This is a genomic window from Rhodococcus sp. IEGM 1408, assembly GCF_033142235.1.
Lineage (GTDB): Bacteria > Actinomycetota > Actinomycetes > Mycobacteriales > Mycobacteriaceae > Dietzia.
This window is the reverse complement of the sequence record NZ_JAWLRW010000006.1, coordinates 110120-128045: the sequence shown is the minus strand read 5'-3', so window position 1 is coordinate 128045 and position 17926 is coordinate 110120. Positions and strand designations below refer to the sequence as shown.

Here is a 17926-nt window from a genome sequence, read left to right as displayed (position 1 = left end):
GGTCGGTCGGGTGACCGGAACGCGCGCGGCCCGGGATCAGCGTGTCCGCACCACCGCGAACCCGTACGCCTGGCAGAACACCGAGTCCGCGTCGGCCACTGCGCCCGAGGCCAGCACCGCTTCGCCGGCTACGGGTACCCGGCTCGGCTCGGTGCCCAGGTTCACCACCAGCGCCAGCGAGCCGCGGTGGACCACCAGCCAGCGGCCGTCGTCGGCCTCGACCCCGCACTCCACGCGGACCGGGCCCAGCCACGGATCGCTGAGCTCCGGCTCGGCCCGGCGCAGGGCGATCAGGTCGCGGTAGGTCCGCAGGATCTCCGAGTGCGGATCCCGAGCCTGCTCCGAGCGGTCGAGCTTTGAGCTCTGGAACGTCGCTGGGTCCTGCGGGTCGGCCACCGTCGCGGGGTCCCACCCCATCGCCGCGAACTCGCGGGTCCGGCCCTGCCGCACGGCCTCGGCGAGCTCCGGCTCGGGGTGGGAGGTGAAGAAGCAGAACGGCGTCTGCGCGCCCCATTCCTCGCCCTGGAACAGCATCGGGGTGAAGGGCGAACACAGCACGATCGCCGCCTTGGCCAGCTGCTGCTGCGGCGTGAGGTTCATCGACGGCCGATCACCGGCCGCGCGGTTGCCCACCTGGTCGTGGGTGAGGGTGTACGCCACGAAGCGGGACCCCGGCACCCGGCCCACGTCCAGCGGTCGCCCGTGGACCCGACCGCGGAATTCCGACCACGTCCCCGCGTGGAGGAACGCCCCGGTGAGCACCTGCCGCAACGCCTCGAGCGAGCCGAAGTCCGCGTAGTAGCCCTGACGTTCCCCGGAGACCGCGGCGTGGACGGCGTGGTGCACGTCGTCGTCCCACTGTCCGGTCAGACCCAGCCCACCGCCCTCGCGCGCGGTGACCAGCCGCGGATCGTTCTGGTCCGACTCCGCGACCAGCGACAGTGGCCGCCCGAGGTGCGTGGACAGCGACTCGACCTCCACCGCCAACTGCTCGAGCAGGTGCACCGCGGAGCCGTCGTGCAGCGCGTGCACCGCGTCCAGCCGCAGGGCGTCCACATGGAACTCGTCGAACCAGCGCAGCCCGTTGTCGATGATGTAGCGCCGCACCTCGCCCGAGTGCTCACCGTCGAGGTTGAGCCCGGACCCCCAGGGCCCGTCCGCGGCCGACAGGTACGGGCCGAACTCCGGCAGGTAGTTCCCGGACGGGCCGAGGTGGTTGTAGACCACGTCCAGGCACACGCCCAGTCCGCGCGCGTGGCAGGCGTTGACGAACTCCTGCAACCCGTCCGGCCCGCCGTACGGCTCGTGCACCGCGAACCACGCCACCCCGTCGTAACCCCAGCCGTACTCGCCGTTGAACGCGTTGATCGGCATCACCTCGACCATGTCCACGCCCAGCTCCACCAGCTCGTCCAGGTGCTCGATAGCGCTGGTCAGGGTACCGCCGGGGGAGAAGGTGCCCACGTGCATCTCATAGATCACCGATCCGGCAAGCTGCTTTCCCGTCCATGCCTGATCGGTCCAGCGGGTCGGGTCGACGCGGTGCACCCGCGAGAGCCCGTGCACGCCGTCGGGCTGACGCCCCGACCGCGGGTCGGGCCGGGGGGCGGTCACCTCGCCGTCGTCGCCCGTCACCACGAAGCCGTAGTCCCTGCCCTGATCCCGCACGACGTTGGAGGTCCACCACCCGCCGGCCGCGCGGCGCATGGGGATCGGCTCGACGTCGGGGGAGTCCAGGACCAGGCCGACGGAATCGGCTGTCGGCGCCCAGACGGAGAAGCCGTCGGTTCCGGGGGTGGCGTTGGCGGGGACGGTGAGTTGGCTCGGGGAGGTCACGGTGCCCAGCGTAAGGCCGCGCAGGGGAGGAGCAACCGAGTGCGGCGATACTGGACTCATGACCGCCCCCGGGACCCGCGTGCTCAGGCTGTCCGCCGGCCCGGACGTCGTCGGGGAGTACGAGGAGAAGCGCTCGAGGTTCCTCGCGGTACTGAGACGGTGCGACGACGAGGAGGCCGCCCGCGCCCTGGTCGCCGATCTCCGCCGGGCCCACCCCGCCGCGCGTCACCACTGCAATGCCTTCCTGGTGGACGTCCCCGGGTCCAGCCGGATCGAGCGCTCGAACGACGACGGCGAACCCTCGGGCACCGCCGGAACCCCCATGCTGGAGGTGTTGCGCGGCAGTGGGCTGACCGGGGTGAGCGCGGTGGTCGTGCGGTGGTTCGGCGGCACCAAGCTGGGCACGGGCGGGCTGGTGCGGGCGTACGGAGCGGCGGTGTCGAGGGCCGTCGACGAGGCGTGGCGAGCGGGCCGGGTCATGGAGGTCACGCGCACCCCCGCGTGGACTGCGCAGGTCGACCACTCAGTGGCCGGTGGGCTCGAGGGGGCGGTGCGCGCGGCGGGAGCGCAGGTGCTCGGCGTGGAGTACGGCCGCAGGGTCGCCCTGACCGTGGCCGGGGAGCTCGCGGTGCTCGGGCCGATCCTGGCGGCGCGCACCTCCGGCGGCACCGAGTGGGAGTCCGCAGGCGTGGCCACCACCGAGAACGCGGCCCGGCGCCGAGATGTGGAATCCTGACGGTATGAGCATGCAGCCTTACCAACAGAACTCGATCGAGGTCCAGAAGAAGCAGGTCCGCAAGGATGCGCGGAACACCGCGATCGCGCTGGGGGTGACGGTCGTGGCGCTGCCGATCGGGTTGTTCGCCAGCTCGTTCTTCATGCTGGTGGCCACCCTCGCCGCGATCATGGCGATCTACAGCGGACTCAAGGTCCGCAAGGGCATCTCCGGTAAGTCCGGCCAGAAGCGCGAGCTGTACTAGCACTTCCGCCTACGTCCGCCGCCGCGCCGGTCAAGCCGCGCCGGTCAAGCCGCGCCGGTCAAGCCGCGCCGGTCAAGCCGCGCCTGACCAGCCGCGCCTGACCAGCCGCGCCAGCTCAACCGTGGCGGCGCACGACGTCGCCGAGGTCCGCGCGTTCGGCCCGGAACGTGTTGGCCGGGTGCTCGGCGTCGGCGTAACCGAACGCGATTCCGCAGACGATCAGCCGGTCCTCCCCGATGCCCAGGTGCTCGCGGACGCCGTCCGAGTAGAGGGCGAGTGCGGCCTGGGCGCACGTGGCCACGCCCAGCGAGGACGCCGCCGCGAGGAACGTGGCCACGTAGCCACCGCAGTCCACGGCGCCGTAGGTCCCGAGGCCGGCATCCGAGGTGATCACCGCGACGTGCGGGGCACCGAAGAAGCGGTAGTTCTCCAGCATCTGCGTGAGCCGGGCGTCCTTGTCGGTCCGCTCGATGCCCAGCGCGGTGTAGAGGCCGTAGCCGCTGGCCCGCCGCCGCTCACCGTAGACGCCCTCGTAGCGCTCGGGCGCCGGGATGTCTGACCGCATTCCGTTGGAGACCACGTAGTCGGTGAGGTGCTTGCCGAACTCGGCGGTCGCCTGTCCTGTCACCAGCTCTACCTGCCACGCCTGCGAGTTGCACCAGGACGCGGTGCGCTGCGCCATCTGCAGGATCCGCTCGATGGTGTCCTCGGGGACCGGGTCGGACGTGAAGCCCCTGCAGCTGTAGCGGTCGTCGAGGATCTGCTCGAGCATGGTGGCGGCGTCGGTCATGGGACCCTCCAAGGGGAGTAGCGGAACTGTGATCTCAGTCTCGCACGCGGCCTATCTCGAGCGTCCGGCACATCCGGAACGCCCGCCACGTCCTGTAGCGACTGGAACGCCCGGCACGCGGGCACGTCCGACACATCCGGAACGCCAGGCGTGCGGGCACGTCCGACACATCCGGAACGCCCGCCAACTGCCGTTCGACCCACAACCCCGTCGGCACCCGCCGTGGCTGCGTCACGGTCCGCCCTCCAGATTGCGATCCGCCCTAGTACCTCGGGGGGCAAATCTCGATCTGACGAGCGAATCGTGGGGAAAGGGGGCATTGCGCGGTTGATCGTCCGCTCTGATGAGAGGACGGGCCCATCCGACGGGCGCCGACCCAGGTGAATGCCTACCGCAGGTGCGTCGGCGGCTGTCCACAAGTGGCGTCCTCGACCACACTCTCGTCGAGTGCGGCCCGCGGTGGGCCAGTTGGCTCGCGGAAGGGTACGAACATCGTCGCATGACCGGAATCGACGAACTGCGTTCATTGCTACTGACCACCGACCGTCTGCTCGCCCGCGGAAGCAGTCCCCAGGCTCTCAGCCGAGCAGTGGCAACCGGCTTAATGATCCGACTGAGACCAGGATTTTATGTAGATGCGTCGGCCCGAGGTCTGCGTCGAGATGACCGACACCTGCTTTTGATCCTGGCGGCCGACAGGTGCCTGTTGGAGCCCGTGTTCACGCACTGGTCGGCGGCGTTGGTTCTGGGGCTCCCGTCATGGGGTCTGCCGCTCAGAACGGTGTCGGTGTCGCGGTACGGCCAGGCCCAGCGCTCTCGCAACACAAGGCTGATGAAGCATGACACCGCAGTGGTCGAGGCGGACGAGATCCTGAACGTGGGCGGTTTGCGGGTGACAGCCCCGGCGCGGACCGTGGTGGATGTCGCGCGGGCCTGTGGGCGGGATGCGAGCGTGTCGGTCGCCGACGCCGCTGTCAAAGGTGAGTTGGCGACGCCGGCCTCGCTGGAACTGGCTCTGGCACAGGCGGCCGGCCGCACCGGTATCAAGAAGGCCCGCCACGCGATGAGCTTGGTCGACGGGCGGAGCGAGAGCGTCGCTGAGACTCTGAGCAGGCTGTCCTTCCTGGACCACGGTCTGCCGACGCCGGAGACACAGCAGAACATCTTCGACCCCCACGGCAATCGCATCGCTTGCGTCGACTTCCTTTGGCGTGAGTACGGGGTGATCGGGGAATGCGACGGGTTCGGCAAGTACTTCGATGGAAACGATCCTGCGGAAGTCAGGCGCCGGCTCGCGCGAGAGAAGGATCGCGACGCCGAACTGATCGCCCTCGGCTACCGCGTCATCCACTGGCGATGGGCGGATCTGGAACAGCCCTGGCTGCTGGCCGAACGGATCCGGCGTGTGCTTTCCCCCGCGGCTCGATGACGATCCGCCGGGAGTTTCCGAGGGGACTCACCAGACACAGCCGGTTCTCCCGATCCGCCCCTCGGATGGCGATTCGCCCTCCGAGGTACGAGGGCAGATCGCCATCCGAGGGGCAGATCGGACGGGATGCCTGAGTGGCAGCGCGGCGGCGGCGGGGACGCTGGACTGACACAGGCGTTCCGGCGTCCGGCCCGGTCGCCCCGGTCGCTATCCTCGCCGTATGGCAGTGCGGGTGGACGCGTGGACGTGGTCGGTGCGGTTGTTCCCGTCGCGCACCAAGGCGGCGACCGCGTGCCGCGGCGGTCACGTCAAGGTCAACGGCGAGGCGGTGCAGCCCTCCAAGAACGTCGTGCCCGGAGATCGCGTCCAGGTGACCGGCCCGCTCGGCCGGATCCGAATCCTCGAGGTGGTCCAGACCGTCAGCAAGCGGGTCGGAGCTCCGGTGGCCGCGACCTGCTACATCGATCGATCGCCCCCGCCGCCTCCCAGGGAAGTCCTCGCCTCACAGCCGCGGCGGGACCGGGGCGCGGGGCGACCCACCAAGCGTGAGCGGCGCGAGACCGACCGGCTGCAGGGCCGGGAATAGCTCGCCGGGCGCCTGCCCGAACACCCAGCCCTGCCCGAACACCGAGCCCTGCCCGAACACCGAGCCCGGCCGCGCAACCCGTCAGCCGTCCTCGCGGACGATCAGCACCACCGCGGTCTCGCTCAGCAACTCGCCGAGGTCGACCCGGCCGGAGATCGAGGCGCCGTCCGGCCGCACCGCCCACGACCCCTCCGGGAGCAGGACCACGGTGCCCTCGAAGTCCCCGGCACCGACCACCGCGGTGCGCCGCCGCGCGATCATCCCGATGAGCGGTCGGCCGTCGACGGCTCTGGTGAACGCCACCACGTCCCCGGCGGCGGGACCCTGCACCGGCAGGGGGACGTGAGGCCCGGCGGCCATGGCCTCCGGGTGCGCGCGCCGGGGCCGCAGCGCCTCGCGGACCAGGGTGAACTTGGCATGCCCCGCCCTGGCGACGGCGCCGGAGCGCAACGGGCCGTAGTCCACGAACCGCCGGTTGTCCGGATCGACCAGAGAGTCCTCCCACACCTCGGTCCCCTGATAGACATCGGGGACTCCGGGGGAGAGCAGCTGTAGAGCCTTGGCGATCAGGGAGTTGTCACGCCCGGCGGGGGCGATCCGCCCGACAAATGGCGCGACGAGCGGGGCGCCCGAGTCGAGCAGGGTGTCGATCCACTGATGGGCGGCGGACTCGAACTCCGCGTCCTGATCGGTCCATGTGGTGTGCACGGCCGCCTCGCGCATCGCCTTCTCGGCGTACTCGTGCAGACGGGAACGAAGCTCGTCGGTCGGCCCACCGAGCTCCGGCCACACCCCCACGATCACCTGGAGCAGGAAGTACCCGGCGTCCTGGGCGGGCGGCGGGAACGCGGCGAAGACCTCCGCCACGAACCCGGCCCACTCCTCGGGCACCTGCGAGAGTACGGAGATGCGGGCGCGGACGTCCTCGCCCCGCTTGGTGTCGTGCGTGCTCAGGGCGGTGAGGGTCAGCGGGGCGGAACCCGCCCGCTCGGCCATCGCCAGATGGAAGGCGTCCACCGACAGGCCCATGCGCCCGGGGGAGCCGCCGACCTCGTTGAGGGAGACCAGCCGACCGAGCCGGTAGAATAGCCGATCCTCCTCGGCCTTGGCAGTGGCGGCACCGGTGACCTGCGCCAGCCGCGCCGACGCCTCACCCGCGCGCGCCAACGCCCCGGCCACGAGCGGCAGAACGGATGTGAGTTCGGGGCGCTCACGCTGGAGGTCGTCCAGAATCGCTGGCAGGGTGCCCCGCAGGACGGGGTAGTCGCCGCGATAGACCGGCGTGCGGGCGATCACCGAGACCAGCGCCTCGCGGAGCTCGGCGTCCTCGTCGTCGTCGTCGTGGGTGTGGTCGACGGCGTCACGGTGGTCAACGAGGGCCGCCGCACCGATCCCGCCACCGACCCCCGCGTCGCGCCGCACCGCGCGCGCCAGCCGCGCCAGCTCGGGAGCCAGGTCCTCGGTGACGATCTGGCGCTTGAGCAGCGCGGACTGCTCGTGGACCTGCGCCTCATCGCCGGGGCCGCCGCAGTAGCGCTCGGCCAGCTCGGTCAGGCGTGCGCGCCCCCGGTGGTCCACCAGCACCTGGTCGATCAGGCGCAGGGCGTCGTAACCGGTGGTGCCGTCGACTCCCATGGCGGGCTCGAGCACCTCGTCCGGAGCGAGGATCTTCTCCACCAGCAGCCAGCGGTCCTCGCCGGCCAGCTCGCGCAACCGGCGCCCGTAGCCCACCGGGTCGGCGAGCCCGTCCGGGTGATCCACTCGGATGCCGTCGACCAGGTCCTCCTCGCACCACCGGCGAACCTCGGCGTGGGTGGCGTCGAAGACCGCGGGGTCCTCCTGCCGCAGGCCGGCCAGCCCGGTGACGGTGAAGAAGCGCCGGTAGCCCAGCAGCGGCTCGCGCCAGTGGACCAACCGGTAGTGCTGCCGGTCGTGGACCTCCTGCGCGGTGCCCTCCTCGGTGCCGGGGGCCACGGGGAAGCGATGGTCGTAGAAGTGGAGCTCGAACTCGCCGGAGTCGGAGTCAGCGGTGCCGGCCGCGGGGACGACGACGAGGTCGGCCACGTCCTCCGGTGAGCCCAGCACCGGGATCGCGATCCGGCCGGCCGCTCCGTTGTCGGGCTCGGTGTCGAAGTCGAAGTACGAGGAGTACGGGGAGTCGGGGCCCCGCCTCAGCGCGTCCCACCACCACGCGTTGGCCGCCGGTTCCTCGACGCCCAGGTGGTTGGGCACGATGTCCACCACGAGGCCCAACCCGTGGGCCCGGCACGCCGCCCGCAGCGAGCGGAGTCCTTCGATCCCGCCGAGTTCGGGAGAGACGGTGGTGGGGTCCACCACGTCGTACCCGTGGGTCGATCCGGGCGTGGCGGTGAGCACGGGTGACAGGTACACCGAACCCACGCCGAGGTCGGCGAGGTAGGGGACGAGCTCCCGGGCGTCGGCCAGGGTGAAGCCGCGTCCGTCGGGGTCCGACGACGGCGTCCGCAGCTGCACCCGGTACGTGCTGGCCAACGCGGCGCCCCGGCTCAGCGGCCCGGCCCCGAGGAGTGGGGCAGCGGCGGAGTCAGGGGCCCCGGCGGAGTCAGGGGCCGGGACGGGGGCGACCACGGCTAGCGGAGCTTCCGGAGGACCACGGTGCCCCGGTCCGCGACGGTGATGGCGCCGTCCGAGCCCAGCTCACCCCCGCGATTGTCGTGGTGGGCGGCGGTGTCCAGCACGACCTCCCAGGCCTCCGCGTACTCGGAGCCCAACAGCGAGAACTCGATGGGCTCGTGGTGGGCGTTGAACAGCATGAGGAACGAGTCGTCGATGATCCGCTGACCACGCTCGTCCGGCTCGTGGATGGCCTCTCCGTTGAGGTACACGGCCAGCGACTTGCCGAACCCGGAGTCCCAGTCCTTGCTGGTCATCTCCGAACCGTCGGGACTGAACCACGCGATGTCCTGCGGGTCGTCCAAGCTGCGCAGCGGCGCGCCGAAGAACCGGCGGCGGCGGAAGACCGGGTGGTCCTTGCGCAGCCGGATCAGGTCGCGGGTGAACTCGAGGAGGTCCTCCTGCTCCGAGTCGAGTTCCCAGTCCATCCAGGCGATCTCGTTGTCCTGGCAGTAGACGTTGTTGTTGCCGTCCTGGGTGCGGGCGATCTCGTCGCCGTGGGCGATCATCGGCGTGCCCTGCGACAGGATGAGCGTGGTGAGCATGTTGCGGCGCTGCCGGTGCCGCAGGTCCAGCACGGTCTGGTCGTCGGTGGGCCCCTCGACGCCGCAGTTCCACGAGCGGTTGTGGCTCTCGCCGTCGTTGCCGTCCTCGCCGTTGGCGTCGTTGTGCTTCTCGTTGTAGCTGACCAGGTCGTTGAGCGTGAATCCGTCGTGGGCGGTGACGAAGTTGATCGACGCGGTTGGGCGCCGGCCGGTGTGCTCGTAGAGGTCCGAGGAGCCGGTGAGGCGGGAGGCGAACTCGCCCAGGGTGGCGGGCTCGCCGCGCCAGAAGTCACGCACGGTGTCGCGGTACTGCCCGTTCCACTCGGTCCACAGCGGCGGGAAGTTGCCCACCTGGTAGCCGCCCTCGCCCACGTCCCACGGCTCGGCGATGAGCTTGACCTGGCTGACCACCGGGTCCTGCTGGACCAGGTCGAAGAACGAGGACAGCCGGTCCACGTCGTGCAGGCCCCGGGCCAGGGTGGAGGCGAGGTCGAACCGGAAGCCGTCGACGTGCATCTCGAGCACCCAGTAGCGCAGCGAGTCCATGATCAGCTGCAGCGAGTGCGGATGCCGGACGTTGAGCGTGTTCCCGGTGCCCGTGTAGTCCATGTAGTGCTTCTCGTCGCCCTCGACCAGCCGGTAGTAGGCCTGGTTGTCGATGCCGCGGAAGCCGATCGTGGGGCCCAGGTGGTTGCCCTCGGCGGTGTGGTTGTAGACCACGTCGAGGATCACCTCGATGTCGGCGTCGTGGAAGGCCTTGACCATGGCCTTGAACTCGGTCACGGCGTCGCCGGGCTTGGCGGCGAACGCGTACTCGTTGTGCGGGGCCAGGAAGCCGAAGCTGTTGTAGCCCCAGTAGTTGCGGAGTCCCATGTCGACCAGTCGCTGGTCCTGCATGAACTGGTGCACCGGCATCAGTTCGATCGCGGTGACTCCCAGGTTGGTGAGGTAGTCGATCACCGCCGGGTGGGTCATGCCCGCGTAGGTCCCGCGCATCTCGGCGGGGATGTCGGGGTGCGTGGCGGTCATGCCCTTGACGTGGGCCTCGTAGATCACCGTGTTGTGGTACTCGTGCCGGGGCGCGCGGTCGTTGTCCCAGTCGAAGTACGGGTTGATCACCACGGTGGTCATGGTGTGCCCGAGCGAATCGTCGGTATTGCGCTCGTCCGGGTTGTCCATGTCGTAGCTGTGCAGGCTCGGGTCGCCGTCGAAGGCACCGTCGAACGCCTTGCCGTACGGGTCGAGCAACAGCTTGGACGGGTCGCAGCGCAGCCCCTTCTCGGGTTCGTACGGACCGTGGACCCGGAACCCGTACCGCTGACCCGGGGTGACACCGAACAGGTAGCAGTGCCAGATGTGGTAGTCGACCTCGAAGAGCTCGACGCGCTGCTCCTTGCCCTCCCGGTCGATCAGACAGAGCTCCACACGCTCGGCGACCTCGGAGAACAGGGCGAAGTTGGTGCCGGTCCCGTCGTAGGTGGCCCCCAGTGGATAGGCGGTTCCGGGCCAGGCGCGGATGAGCTCCGGGGCGGACTGCTGCGCGTCGTCGTTGGTCACGGTGTCCAAGGGTAATGCCTCCCGGACGTCAGGGCGTGGCAGTCGACGTGGGGGTCGTCACCACCCCGTCACCGCCCCGTCACCACCATCCCGTCACCACCACCCCGTCGCGGGCCCCATCTGGCGGGCCAGTTCGCCCGACGCGGACCGGACCCAGGAGCCCGAGAGGTGGTGGGAGTCGTGGTAGACGATCACGTTGCCCACCACGGCCGGGCAGTCGCGGGCGTCGCACAACCCGTCGGTGAGGTCGATCAGCCGGACCGAGTCCACGCCGGCCCCGGCGAGGGCGGCCGGGTTGATGGCCGAGATGGACCGCTCGCGGGGCATCCCGCACTCCTCCGGGGTGCCGCCGTCGCCCAGGCAGTCGCCGGCGCGGATCGGGCCGCGGCCGCGGTTGAGCCACGGGGTGTCGCGGACGGCGATCACGCCGATGCCCTGCTCGTCGAGCGCGCGCCACAGCTCGACGTACTGCCGCGGCGTGACGTCGGGCCCCACCACGCCGACCGGCCGGGTGGCGGTGGTGAACACGAACTCGGGGGCCAGACCCACGAGCGCCGCGAGGGCGGCGGGGGTCCACTGCTCGCAGCTCTCGTACAGCCGGTCGTCGCCGTCGGAGACCGTCGCGTCGAGCGTGAGCGGGCAGCCCATCTTGAGCAGGGTCACCACGCGGAAACCGTAGTGGCGCCCGACCTCGTCGAGGCCGCTGATCCAGTGCTCGGCGTGGGACCCGCCGACCAGTGCGACGGTGCGTGGCGCGGTGACGTCGCCGTACACGCACATCTCCACCTCGGACGACTCGAAGGTGGAGATGCACTGGTCGGTCGTGCTCACCGGGAGGTCATTGCCCACCTGCAGGAGGGACGGCAGGTACCCGACGTCGTCCGGGGTGGGGACCCCCTCGAGGTAGGCACGGGCGCCGGGGTGGTCCGGGTCGGTGAGGGAGTCGACGTAGGGGACCGCCGAGCGGGAGGTGGACGTGGCAGCCCACCACCCCACGGTGCCGAGACTGCCCACGGCGGCGACGACGACGAGGGCGGTCGCCTGCACGAACCGCCGCTGGTCCCGGGCGGACCGGGCGGGCTTCCCGAGTCGCGCGTCGCGCTCCCGGGCCGCGGGAGTGGTGCCGCCGCGTGCCCGGCTGGCCATCCGCAGCGGTCGTTCGACGTACTTCTCCGTGAGGAGCGCCAACACCACGGAGATCGCGACGATGGTCAGCCCCGAGACCAGCGTGACCTCGGCCTGCCTGTCGTAGGAGAGCCAGAGGATGAGCAGTGGCCAGTGCCACAGGTACAGGGAGTAGGAGATGTCGCCGAGCCGGCGGAACACCCGGGCCGACAGCAGCCAGCTGACCGGGTCCTTGAGCGGTGTCGCGCGTGCCCCCTCGGGCAGGTTGCCGCCGAGGACGATCAGCAGGGCGCCGCCGATCGGGTACCAGGCCAGCGGGCCGGGGAAGTGCGCGGCGCCGTCGATCACGAAGCCGCAGCTCACGATCAGCGCGAGGCCGGCAACCGTGGTGAGCATGCGCAGCGGCCACGGCAGCACGATCCCGACCAGCAGGATCGCAACCAGGCCGCCGACGAGCAGTTCCCACATGCGCGCTGCGGTGTCGTAGTAGTTCCACGGCTGGTTGGTGGCCTGCCCCAGGACGGCCCACCACACGGACGCGGCGGTACCCGCGGCCACCACCGCGAGCAGGAGCCACTTGGGGGAGCCGCGGCGGGCGACCAGGCGCCACAGCGCGGCGAGTCCCAGGACCACAGTGAGGGCCACCAGGTAGAACTGCCCCTGCACGGACATGGACCACAGGTGCTGGAGCGGCGAGATGGTGGCGTCGGCGGCGGCGTAATCCTGGGCGGTGAGTGCGAGTTCCCAGTTCTGGTAGTAGAGCAGGGACGCGACGGTCTGCTCGAAGATGGCCGACCACTGGGTGGGTGGCTTGATGAGCACGGTCCCCACCACGGTGGCGGCCACCGTCACGACCAGCGCCGGGTAGAGCCGACGAACAAGTCGCTTGAGATGCGGGAGCGGATTGAGCGGCGTACCGGGGTCCGCGGCGCCGCGCAGGAGCGAACCGAGGAAGAAGAACCCGGACAGGGTGAGGAACACGTCGACCCCGCCGGAGACGCGGCCCATCCAGATGTGGAACACCACCACGAGGGCGATGGCCAACCCGCGGAGTCCGTCTATGTCGTTCCGGTAGGCCATCTTCTTCTCGCGGCGCCGAGGGGCCGGCGCGGTCGGAGAGGTGGTGGCCACTGGCGGGTACTTCCTGACGCTTCGACTTGTTCGGGAGCCGGCCCGGATCGGCGCATGGGGGGACCCTTGGCGCGGCGGAGCCGGGTCCGATTACACCACAAACGCTCGGTAGCGCCCGCGTTGGTACAGTCCGGCGCATGCTCAGCTCGTCGTGGTCCCGCGCCATGGGCACGCTGCTGGGGGTGGGCGGCCCGGCGGTCTCCGCGCTGCTGGTCTGGATCGCCGCGGCGCCCCGCCAGGAGCTGATGTCGGTGGGTGACGGGCGGGGTCTGAGGCTCACCGATTCGGGCGCGGACGGCGGGAGCCAGCTCCTGATGTTGATCATCCTGCTGGGTGCTGCCGCGGTGTGCGCTGTGCTGGTGCTGTGGCACCGGCACCCGGGCCTTCGTCGTCCGGTCGGGGTCCCCGCGCTGATGCTGCTGCCGGGGTCGCTGTGCGCGGTCGCTGCCGCGGCTGCCACGCCGCTCTCGGGCCTGCTGGCCTCGCCTCCGACGGACGCGCCGTACGGGGAGGTGGTGGCCCAGGAGCCGGTGGTGGGGGCGCTGTTCTTCGATCGGATGATCTACGGGACCACGGGGCCGTCGTGGGACTGGTTCCCGCCCGGGGCCGGGTGGCTGGTGTTCGGGGCGACGGTGGCGGCGTTCACGGTGGCCGCGCTCGCTTACTTCAGCATGTCGTCCGACCTGCGGGATGATCCCTCATCCGCCGGAGCAGCGCTCCCGGCGGACGAGCCGGTCTGACCGGGCGGTTGGCGCGGACCGTAGAGCGCGTCGTGCAGGGGAGCCGCGGTTCCCGACCCGTCGGCGATCTGCCCGAGGAATCGGATCTGGGCGGCGAGATTGCTCTGGAGGTCGTGCTGCGCGACCGTCGCGTCGAGCAGCGACGGAGTATCCGACGGGGGCGAGAGGATGTCGTCGAAGGCGGCCGCTCGAGCCGAGTAGATCGCCATCTGGTCTCGCTGATCGAGGAGCACCGAAATGTGGTCGAGTTGCTTGCGGTAGACCATGAGTGCCGCGAGTTGTTCGATCAGATCCGTCTGCGCGAGGTGGACCCGTTCCGCTTCTCTGAGCCACTGGAGACGTAGTTCCGACTGCGACCCGGGCGGTTCGGGAAGTGCGGTAGAGGAGAATCCGTAGACGTTCAGGGCACGCTCGGTCAGGCAGTCCAGGACCTCGGCGAGACCGATCCGCGTGACGTCGTGGTGCAGCTCGTCCGAGCGCCACGCCCTGCCCTGGAGTATCGCGGCCACCTGCCATCGGGCCATCCAGACGATTCGTAGTTCTAGTGCGTTGGCCAGCCCTGCAGAGTCGGCGCGGGCCGAGGTGGGACTCGAGAGATCCTCGACGGCGGTCCGCGAGGGCCACAGCAGGACGATCAACCAGAGCACGCCGAGAGCCAGAGATGCGGCGGGGACCGGAGAGGTGGCGACCACGAGAGCGAACAGGCTCCAGAGGGCGACCCCCCGCACCCGGCGCGGTCTGGATCGTGGAACAGCAGTGGGCGCGGCCGCCGGTTGCTGGGGTAGCGGGATCGGCACGGGAAGTTGTTGAAGGACGATTTCCCGCCGGGCATCGATCGACAGGTCTCCGAAGCTCTGATCGAAGGGAGGGAGGTCGAGGAGGCCGCGGACCGGGGCGGAACGCTTGAGCGCTCTCAACGTGACCGCGACCGCCTGGTCGAGGGGTTGGACGTGCGCGTGCCGTGGTTCTTCGGTCATCGTGGCTCCTGGGAGGGGTTGTCGAGCGCACATTAACCAGTCGATCCGACGATCGAGAGCGGATGCGTCTATCCGGTACAGCGGGTTGAGGTGTCGGAACGCACCCCGGTCACCGACCGCTGTCCGCCGGCGGCCGCAGCGTCGCGAACTGATCGGTGATCCGCAACCGGCGCTCAGCGAACCGGTAGAGCGCCGCGGGTCGGCCCCCGGAGGGCCCCGGCGGCGCGCTCCGCCCGCAGCGCACGAGCTCACCGCGTCGGGTGAGGATCCGCTGCAGGTTGGTCGGATCCACCGGGTGGCCGAGCGCGGCCGCGTACAGCTGGGCCAGCTCGGAGAGCGTGAACTCCTCCGGCGCCAGCGCGAAGCCCAGCGTGGAGTAGGAGAGTTTGGCGGCCAGGCGGGCGCGGGCCCGGGCGACGATCTCGGCGTGGTCGAAGACCGTGTCGGGCAGGGCGTCCACCCGGAACCACGCGGTGTCGCCCGGGATGTCGGGATCGGCGTCGGCAGGGAGGATTCCGAGGAACCCGGAGGCGAACACCCGGCGGCCGGGCACGCGGGCCGGGTCGGAGAACTCCGCCACGGATTCCAGGTGGCTCAGCGAGCGCACGTCCACCTTCTCGGCGAGCTGCCTCGTGGCGGATCCGGCCAGATCCTCGTCATCCCTGACCTCGCCGCCGGGTAGCGCCCACCTGCCTGCCGCCGGGCCGAGCGCGTGCTTCCACAGCACCACGTGGAGCACGGGAGCGGCCGCGTGGGCAGAGGGGCGGACCTGGCCCACCACTACGAGGACCTCGTGACCGGTGTTACACTTTGCCATGTTTTCGATTGTAAGTCGAAAACGGGGCCGGTGTCGTATCGGCTCGCCGAACCAACCCGGGAGGGGCAGCGATGAGCACTGCCACTGGACTGAGCACTGCCGCTGGACTGGGCACCACGACCCTGAGCACCACGACACTGAGCACCACGACACTGGGCACCACGACCGCGCCGCGGCCGGGCACGGCCATCGGACGGCTCGAGTCGCCGCTGGCGTCACGCATCCGCCGCACCGAGCAGGGGCGCTACACGGGCGTCGAGGCCACGGCCGAGTGGGCCGCCGAGATCCACCGGCTCGCCGCCGAGCGGGATGCGGTGATCCTGGCGCACAACTACCAGATCCCCGAGATCCAGGACATCGCCCACCACGTGGGGGATTCGCTCGCCCTCTCGCGCATCGCGGCCGGCGCCGAACAGTCGACCATCATCTTCTGCGGCGTCCACTTCATGGCGGAGACCGCCAAGATCCTCGCCCCGGACAAGACCGTCCTCATTCCCGACGAGGCCGCCGGCTGCTCGCTGGCCGACTCCATCACCGCCGAGCAGTTGGCCGAGTGGAAGTCCGAGCACCCCGACGCCGTGGTCGTGTCCTACGTCAACACCACCGCCGCGGTCAAGGAACTCACCGACATCTGCTGCACCAGCTCCAACGCGGTCGAAGTGGTGGAGTCCATCGACCCGTCGCGGGAGGTGCTCTTCCTGCCCGACCAGTTCCTGGGCGCGCACGTGCGCCGCAAGACCGGACGCGACAACGTCCTGGTCTGGGCCGGCGAGTGCCACGTCCACGCCGCGATCAACGGCGATCAGCTCACCGCCAAGTCCGCGCAACACCCCGGCGCCGAGCTGTTCGTGCACCCCGAGTGCGGCTGCGCCACCAGCGCGCTGCACCTCGCCACCGAGGGCGCGGTGCCCGCCGACATGGTCAAGATCCTGTCCACCGGCGGCATGGTCGACGCCGCCCGTGCGTCGGGTGCGCGCGAGGTGCTGGTGGCCACGGAGATCGGGATGATCCACCAGCTGCGCAAGGCGGCGCCGGAGATCGACTTCCTGGCTGTCAACGAGAACGCCAGCTGCCCCTACATGAAGATGATCACCCCGGCCGCCCTGCTGCGCGCCCTGGTCGAGGGGGCCGACGAGGTCCACGTGGATCCCGCCACCGCCGAGGCCGCGCGCGGGTCGGTGGAGCGGATGATCGCCATCGGGAACCCGGGGTCGGGGGAGTGAGCGGGGCGCCCGGGACCGGGAGCGGCCACCGGCACGACGACGAGGCGTCAGGCGCCACGCGGTACGACGACGACGTGTTCGACCCCGACACCCGCGCCGACGCCCTGATCGCGATCAGGCGTGCCCTCGAGGAGGACCTGCGATATGGCCCCGATGCCACCTCGCTGGCGACCGTCCCCGCCGACGCCCGCGCCACCGCCCGTCTGGCGTCCCGCGCCGACGGCGTGGTGGCGGGACTCCCGCTCATCCCGATGGTGCTGGCCGAGGTGCTGGGCGACGACTTCTCCGTGCGTCTGCTCGCCTCCGACGGGGACCGCGTCGAGGCCGGAGACGTGGTCGCGGAGATCTCCGCGCCCACACGCGGGTTGTTGACCGTGGAACGCACCATGCTCAACCTGGTCTGCCACCTGTCCGGGGTGGCCAGCGCGACCCGCGAATGGGCGGATGAACTCGAGGGCACCGGCTGCGTGGTCCGCGATACCCGCAAGACGATGCCGGGGATGCGACTGCTGCAGAAGTACGCCGTCCGCTGCGGCGGCGGGGTCAACCACCGACTGGGCCTCGGCGACGCGGTCCTGGTCAAGGACAACCACGTGGTGGCCGCCGGTGGCGTGCTGCCGGCCCTGGCCGCGGTCCGTGATCGTTTCCCCGAGCTGCCCTGCGAGGTCGAGGTGGACTCGCTCGAGCAGCTCGACCAGATGCTGGACGCAGGGGTCGACCTGGTCCTGCTGGACAACTTCCCGGTGTGGCAGACGCAGATCGCCGTTCAGCGCCGGGACAAGGTCGCCCCCGGCACCCGCCTGGAATCGAGCGGCGGCCTCACCCTGGACAGCGCCGCCGACTACGCGCGGTGCGGTGTCAACTTCCTGGCCGTGGGCGGGCTCACCCACTCGGTCGCCGTTCTGGATCTGGGACTGGATATGTGAGCTGTGCCGCACGCGGTGGATCGGGTGAGGTGTAGCCGCCCCCCGTCCGCGTAAAGTCGGTTGTCATGACGGGCTTCTGGGATTCGGGCGAGAACATCACGCCGTCGGAACGACGGCAGCAGCGGATGGAGGAGGCTCGCCGCCGCGTGGAATCGGGGGAGAACACCTCGCCTCCGCCCACTCGCGCGAAGCCCGCGAAGGCGACCAAGACGGCCGGCAAGACCGCGGGCAGCCGCGCCACCCGGACCAGCAAATCCGCCACCGTCGATCCGCTGTCCTTCTCCGGCGCCCAGTTCGCGGTGTGGCGCAGCGTGCAGCACTTCTGCTCCACCGATTCGATCCCGGACGCCAAGGGTAAGAATCTCGACCTGCTGGTCGCCTGGTCGGATTCCATCCAGCCGTTCCGGCTCCGCCAGCGGATCGTGGCGCGTCTGGATTCCCAGGGTGCGTGGCTTCCGGTCTGCTACGCCAAGGACGGAGCGCGCGAAGCGATCACCCAGGCCCAGGCCGACCGGTACCGCGAGGCGCGGCTGGGGGAGACCACGCTCTCGGGCGGAGCGCTGAAGCCGCTCAAGGAGACGGACCACCCGGAGGTCACGGAGGCGTTCTGAC

General features: G+C 70.5%; 15 protein-coding genes. 8 read left to right on the top strand and 7 right to left on the bottom strand.

Annotated features, from left to right (window positions below; all coding sequences use genetic code 11):
* Positions 1 to 36 precede the first annotated feature (36 nt).
* Positions 37 to 1836, bottom strand: a complete 1800-nt coding sequence (treZ, locus tag R4P08_RS11265) for a malto-oligosyltrehalose trehalohydrolase (protein ID WP_317813942.1) — start codon at positions 1834 to 1836, stop codon at positions 37 to 39.
* 58 nt (positions 1837 to 1894) lie between these two features.
* On the opposite strand from treZ, the gene R4P08_RS11260 reads away from it, so the two are divergent.
* Complete coding sequence (locus R4P08_RS11260) at positions 1895 to 2572, top strand: IMPACT family protein (RefSeq protein WP_317813941.1); 678 nt, start codon at positions 1895 to 1897, stop codon at positions 2570 to 2572.
* A 4-nt stretch (positions 2573 to 2576) separates the two neighbouring features.
* On the top strand, positions 2577 to 2816 hold the full coding sequence (locus R4P08_RS11255) for a hypothetical protein (protein WP_317813940.1): 240 nt from the start codon (positions 2577 to 2579) through the stop codon (positions 2814 to 2816).
* Between the two features lie 115 nt (positions 2817 to 2931).
* On the opposite strand, the gene R4P08_RS11250 is transcribed toward R4P08_RS11255, so the two are convergent.
* Positions 2932 to 3606, bottom strand: coding sequence for a nitroreductase (locus tag R4P08_RS11250; protein ID WP_317813939.1), 675 nt, complete (start codon positions 3604 to 3606; stop codon positions 2932 to 2934).
* A 499-nt stretch (positions 3607 to 4105) separates the two neighbouring features.
* On the opposite strand from R4P08_RS11250, the gene R4P08_RS11245 reads away from it, so the two are divergent.
* Together R4P08_RS11245 and R4P08_RS11240 are read left to right on the top strand one after the other, a co-directional pair.
* Positions 4106 to 5035, top strand: a complete 930-nt coding sequence (locus R4P08_RS11245) for a type IV toxin-antitoxin system AbiEi family antitoxin domain-containing protein (protein ID WP_317813938.1) — start codon at positions 4106 to 4108, stop codon at positions 5033 to 5035.
* A 220-nt stretch (positions 5036 to 5255) separates the two neighbouring features.
* Positions 5256 to 5621: an RNA-binding S4 domain-containing protein gene (locus R4P08_RS11240; RefSeq protein WP_317813936.1), complete on the top strand. Its 366-nt coding sequence runs from the start codon at positions 5256 to 5258 to the stop codon at positions 5619 to 5621.
* A gap of 81 nt (positions 5622 to 5702) precedes the next feature.
* Here R4P08_RS11240 and treY read toward each other — a convergent pair whose 3' ends face one another.
* The 3 genes from treY to R4P08_RS11225 all read right to left on the bottom strand — a co-directional run bounded on the left by treY (position 5703) and on the right by R4P08_RS11225 (position 12631).
* Positions 5703 to 8150, bottom strand: coding sequence for a malto-oligosyltrehalose synthase (treY, locus tag R4P08_RS11235; RefSeq protein ID WP_411741197.1), 2448 nt, complete (start codon positions 8148 to 8150; stop codon positions 5703 to 5705).
* An 80-nt stretch (positions 8151 to 8230) separates the two neighbouring features.
* Positions 8231 to 10375 carry a glycogen debranching protein GlgX gene (gene glgX, locus R4P08_RS11230; protein ID WP_317813934.1) on the bottom strand — a complete coding sequence of 715 codons (2145 nt, stop codon included), beginning with the start codon at positions 10373 to 10375 and terminating at the stop codon, positions 8231 to 8233.
* Between the two features lie 93 nt (positions 10376 to 10468).
* Complete coding sequence (locus R4P08_RS11225; protein WP_317813933.1) at positions 10469 to 12631, bottom strand: acyltransferase family protein; 2163 nt, start codon at positions 12629 to 12631, stop codon at positions 10469 to 10471.
* A 137-nt stretch (positions 12632 to 12768) separates the two neighbouring features.
* Here R4P08_RS11225 and R4P08_RS11220 point away from each other — a divergent pair, with 137 nt between their 5' ends.
* Complete coding sequence (locus R4P08_RS11220; protein WP_317813932.1) at positions 12769 to 13371, top strand: hypothetical protein; 603 nt, start codon at positions 12769 to 12771, stop codon at positions 13369 to 13371.
* Here the strand turns inward: R4P08_RS11220 and R4P08_RS11215 are convergent.
* Together R4P08_RS11215 and R4P08_RS11210 are read right to left on the bottom strand one after the other, a co-directional pair.
* Positions 13293 to 14348 carry a hypothetical protein gene (locus R4P08_RS11215; RefSeq protein ID WP_317813931.1) on the bottom strand — a complete coding sequence of 352 codons (1056 nt, stop codon included), beginning with the start codon at positions 14346 to 14348 and terminating at the stop codon, positions 13293 to 13295. The genes R4P08_RS11220 and R4P08_RS11215 overlap by 79 nt on opposite strands.
* A 109-nt stretch (positions 14349 to 14457) precedes the next feature.
* A complete protein-coding gene (locus R4P08_RS11210; RefSeq protein WP_317813930.1) occupies positions 14458 to 15165 on the bottom strand; it encodes an NUDIX hydrolase in 708 nt (235 codons plus the stop codon).
* Positions 15166 to 15302: 137 nt separating this feature from the next.
* Here R4P08_RS11210 and nadA point away from each other — a divergent pair, with 137 nt between their 5' ends.
* From nadA to R4P08_RS11195, 3 genes are all read left to right on the top strand, one after another.
* Positions 15303 to 16388 (top strand): quinolinate synthase NadA, encoded by a 1086-nt coding sequence (nadA, locus tag R4P08_RS11205; RefSeq protein WP_317814086.1) that lies wholly within the window; start codon positions 15303 to 15305, stop codon positions 16386 to 16388.
* Between the two features lie 74 nt (positions 16389 to 16462).
* A complete protein-coding gene (nadC, locus tag R4P08_RS11200; RefSeq protein WP_317814085.1) occupies positions 16463 to 17314 on the top strand; it encodes a carboxylating nicotinate-nucleotide diphosphorylase in 852 nt (283 codons plus the stop codon).
* Between the two features lie 65 nt (positions 17315 to 17379).
* Complete coding sequence (locus R4P08_RS11195) at positions 17380 to 17925, top strand: hypothetical protein (protein WP_317813929.1); 546 nt, start codon at positions 17380 to 17382, stop codon at positions 17923 to 17925.
* The last annotated feature ends 1 nt before the right edge of the window (position 17926 follow it).